Annotated in this window: 4 protein-coding genes; 1 reads left to right on the plus strand and 3 read right to left on the minus strand. The window is 64.8% G+C overall.

What is annotated here, in order from left to right; genetic code table 11:
• From VGH54_RS07065 to VGH54_RS07075, 3 genes are all read right to left on the minus strand, one after another.
• On the minus strand, positions 1-918 hold a 918-nt coding region (locus tag VGH54_RS07065), incomplete at its 3' end, for an NAD(P)-dependent alcohol dehydrogenase (RefSeq protein WP_331511222.1).
• Between the two features lie 156 nt (positions 919-1,074).
• Complete coding sequence (locus tag VGH54_RS07070; protein ID WP_331511223.1) at positions 1,075-2,037, minus strand: PE-PPE domain-containing protein; 963 nt, start codon at positions 2,035-2,037, stop codon at positions 1,075-1,077.
• 118 nt (positions 2,038-2,155) lie between these two features.
• Positions 2,156-3,244 (minus strand): iron-siderophore ABC transporter substrate-binding protein, encoded by a 1,089-nt coding sequence (locus VGH54_RS07075; RefSeq protein WP_331511225.1) that lies wholly within the window; start codon positions 3,242-3,244, stop codon positions 2,156-2,158.
• A 194-nt stretch (positions 3,245-3,438) separates the two neighbouring features.
• Between VGH54_RS07075 and VGH54_RS07080 the strand changes: the two genes are divergently transcribed.
• Positions 3,439-4,080, plus strand: a 642-nt coding sequence (locus VGH54_RS07080; protein ID WP_331511224.1) for a cbb3-type cytochrome c oxidase subunit I, incomplete at its 3' end; no start/stop codon positions are given.

Genomic DNA, 4,080 nt, shown 5'->3' on the forward strand with positions numbered 1-4,080 from the left:
GCAGAAGTTCAGCATCTCCTGGGTCTCGGCGATGCCGCCGATGTTCGACCCGGACAGGCTGCGACGCGCCAGCGCCAGCGGGAACGCCGGCACCTCCATCGGATGTTCGGGGATACCCAGCTCGACGAGACTGCCGTCGACGTCGAGCAGGTTCAGGTAGTCGCCGAGGTTCAGGTTCGCCGACACGGTGTTCAGGATGAGGTCGAAGCTGCCGCGCAATGTCTTGAAGGTCTCGCGGTCGGCCGTGGCGTAGTAGTGGCTGGCGCCGAGGCGCAGTCCGTCTTCTATCTTCTTCAGCGACTGCGACAGCACCGTCACCTCGGCGCCCATCGCGGCGCCGAGCTTGACGCCCATGTGCCCGAGGCCGCCCAGGCCGATGATCGCCAGCCGGGTATTCGGTCCCGCCTTCCAGTGCCGCAACGGTGAAAAGAGCGTGATGCCGGCACACAGCAGCGGGGCCGCGGCGTCCAGTGGCAGGGATTCGGGGATGTGAAGGACGAAGTTCTCGTTGACGACGACCGCTTGGCTGTAACCGCCCTGGGTCACCGTGCCGTCTTTGTCGATGGCGTTGTAAGTGAACGTCGCACCGTTCTTGCAGTACTGCTCGAGCCCGGCGCTACAGCTGCTGCAGTGGCGGCAGGAGTTCACCATGCAACCCACGCCGACATGGTCGCCGACCTTGTGCTTGGTGACTTGCGCGCCGACAGCGGTGACCACGCCGGCGATCTCGTGGCCGGGCACGATCGGGTAGTTGGGAACTCCCCACTCCGCTTTGACGGTGTGGATGTCGGAGTGGCAGATGCCGGCGAACTTAATGTCGATGGCGACGTCGTGCGGGCCGGGCTCGCGGCGCTCGATCGTGGTCTTGGTCAGGTGCCCGGTCTTATCGGAGGCGGCATACGCGGAAACGGTGCTCATCAGCAATCCTCTTGGGTGCGCGTGGTTTCGTATCGAATTCGATTGAACGCCATCCAGATTAGCATAGACAAGCTATGCATTTTGCCGGGTGCGTCCGATCTCACACCGCAGGCCAGATGTCAGATGCATCGCTGCCCCGTGCGCCCGCGGCCCAGGTCAGAACGAGTTGGTCAAATAGAATTCGAGCGACTGCAGCACGCTCTCGATCAGCCCGCTGTTGGCGGCCCCGTGCTCAAATACCGCACTGAGCCACGCCTCGGCGTTGTTGATGTTGTCGGAGATGTCGACGTTGGTGATCAAGTGGTCGATCGACGTGGTCGCGTTAGCGACTTCCTCCGGCGTCAACCCCAGGTACTCCACGTGCTGGACGAACAGGCCCTCGATGTCTCCCAGCAGGCCTCCGGATTCGAAGTCCTGCTGGAACTGGGCGACGCCATCGCCGTCCAGTGTGTAGATGGTCGTCGGATATATGTCATCCGGCGTCACGTTTCCGAGTACACCGTTAATGCCGATATCGGTGAGAAGGGTGTTGGTCAGACTCGAGCCGAGTACCGAGTCCATGTCCGCGACGATGTTCGGCCATACGCCGGTGTCCGTAAGGGACGGGTCGCCGATGAACACGAAGTGCAGGTCTTGGCTCGGGATCCCGTCGGCTTCGAGGCGGCTCATGGCGATCGACTCGGCGGTGGCGCTTTGCGAGTATCCGAAGATGGTCAGCGGGTGATCGGCGTTGAAAGCGTTTGGGTCCGCAGTGAATTCGTTCTTCACCGCGAGAACGACGTCGTCTGCGGCCGTGAGGCTACTCGGGCCCTGTTGAATCAATTCGGGTGTCGTCAGCACCTGCAACGGCGCGGCGCACGGGTCGGTCCCGACCATGTCGCAGACCGTCGAGGAGGTCGCGCCACCATCGAAACCCAGTGGGTTCAAAAACAGATTCTCCGCGGCCTGCGCAAAGGCGGTCGACGGCGTTGGCTCGGTGGTTCCGCCGAGGATGATCGCCGTGTCACTCCCAGATAGCGGGCCGAGCAGAGCGTCGTCGGCGTGGGCGGCTGGATTGCTCAGTACGCCGGCGACGCCAACGAACAGGCCAACCGCGGCGACCTTCTGGTATCCGTTCACCGCTGCGCTCCTTCGCTCTCACCGGTGCGCCCGCACGGGGATCGCCGTCTGCGCATCTTCTTAGCGGAAGTTAATCTTCATTTCAGGAATTCCAGCGGATCGGGTGTGTTTCCCGCCGCTAGTTGACCGGCGCGTTGATCCAGCGCAGGTCGTCGATGATGCCGCGAGCGGCGATTACGCCCTCCCCGGACTGCCATATCTCGTTGTTGACCACGAACACCCGGTTGTCGCGGGTGGCCGCGAGCCTGCGCCACGAGTCGCTGTCGAAGATGGTGGGCGCGCGGTCTTTGGCGGCCGGCGAGTCGAAGGATACGTACACGACGTCCGCGTCGGCCTTGGAGAAGTCCACGTTGTTCGCCAGGTCGGCGTCGGTGCTGCCCACCTCGATGTAGGGCTTGTCAGTAAACCGTTGCGCCGCAGGGCGATCCACGCCGATTGTGGTTAACACGCTGGCCGGGAAGTTGTCGGTTCCGTAGATCCGGACGGCGTTCTCGGTGAACTGCACTACGGATGCCTGGTAATGGCCGGCATCGTGCGCGGCACCGTCGTCGTGTGCCTTCGCGGTGAAGTGGTCGATCACCTCGCCCGCGGCGTCGGCTCGCGCGGTCGCCTCGCCGACCCCACGGAGGTTGTTCTGCCATGCCGCGCCGGGCGACCCGGTAAACACCGTCGGCGCGATCGCGGCCAGTGCCGAATACAGCTTCGGCGTCAGGGCCTGCGAGCCGAGGATCAGGTCGGGCTTGGCGGCCTTGATCGCGGCCACGTCAGGGCTGCTGCGGGTGCCGACGCCGGGCAGCTTGTGCACGACCGTGCCCAGATACGACGGCTGATCCGACGACCCGTCCGGCAGCGCGGCCCCGACGATCCGCGACTGCAGGCCCAGTGCGCACAAGGCGTCGAGCTGGTCGCCGGAGAGCACGACGATGCGCTGCGGATCGTCGGGAACCTCCGCGGTGTCCGGCTCGACCCCGGCCGCGTTGTGGGCGGTCCGCGTCGGCGGCCCGGCATCGGCGCCGGCCGGTTCCGGCGCACACGACTCGTCTGGCCGGCGCTGGTTGCCCAGCACGCCCGCCCCGGCGATCTGGGTCGTACTGGTGATCACCGACGCCGACGGCGCTCGGCTTCCGTCGGATGATCCGGAGGTGCAGCCGGTGCCTACGGCGGCCGAAATCGCTGCCGCGGCGGCCGCGGCCAATGCGGGTCGCATACCCCTGAGCAGCACGGTCCGACGTTAACATCTGGCCAGCTAAAGCCGACTCCGCCGGCACCGACGGCACCCGGTAAATGTGTTCACCGGGTTATTACGACAGTTTGTAGGACCTGTCCGTCGCCGCGCCCACTCGAACGCTAGACTCAAAAGCCACTGATCCCAGTTGCCCTGCTCGACGTTTGGAGGAGCTCTTGACTGCCGAAGCGCCCCCGCTGGGAGAACTCGAGGCTAGTCGTCCCTACCCGCCGCGAACAGGCCCTAAAGGCAACCTGATCTACCGGCTGATCACCACCACCGATCACAAGCTGATCGGGATCATGTACGTGGTCACCTGCTTCATCTTCTTCTTCATCGGCGGGCTGCTCGCGCTGCTGATGCGCACCGAACTGGCCGCGCCCGGACTGCAGTTCCTGTCCAACGAGCAGTTCAACCAGCTGTTCACCATGCACGGCACGATCATGCTGCTGTTCTATGCGACGCCGATCGTGTTCGGCTTCGCCAACCTGGTGCTGCCGTTGCAGATCGGGGCGCCAGACGTGGCGTTCCCGCGCCTCAACGCTTTCTCGTTCTGGCTGTTCTTGTTCGGCGCGACGATCGGCATGGCCGGCTTCATCACGCCCGGCGGCGCCGCCGACTTCGGCTGGACCGCCTACACGCCGCTGACCGACGCCATCCACTCACCGGGCGCCGGCGCCGACCTGTGGATCATGGGCCTGATCGTCGCCGGTCTGGGCACCATCCTGGGCGGGGTCAACATGATCACCACGGTCGTGTGTATGCGGGCGCCGGGTATGACGATGTTCCGGATGCCGATCTTCACCTGGAACATCCTG

Source organism: Mycobacterium sp. (genome assembly GCF_036488105.1).
Classification (GTDB): domain Bacteria; phylum Actinomycetota; class Actinomycetes; order Mycobacteriales; family Mycobacteriaceae; genus Mycobacterium.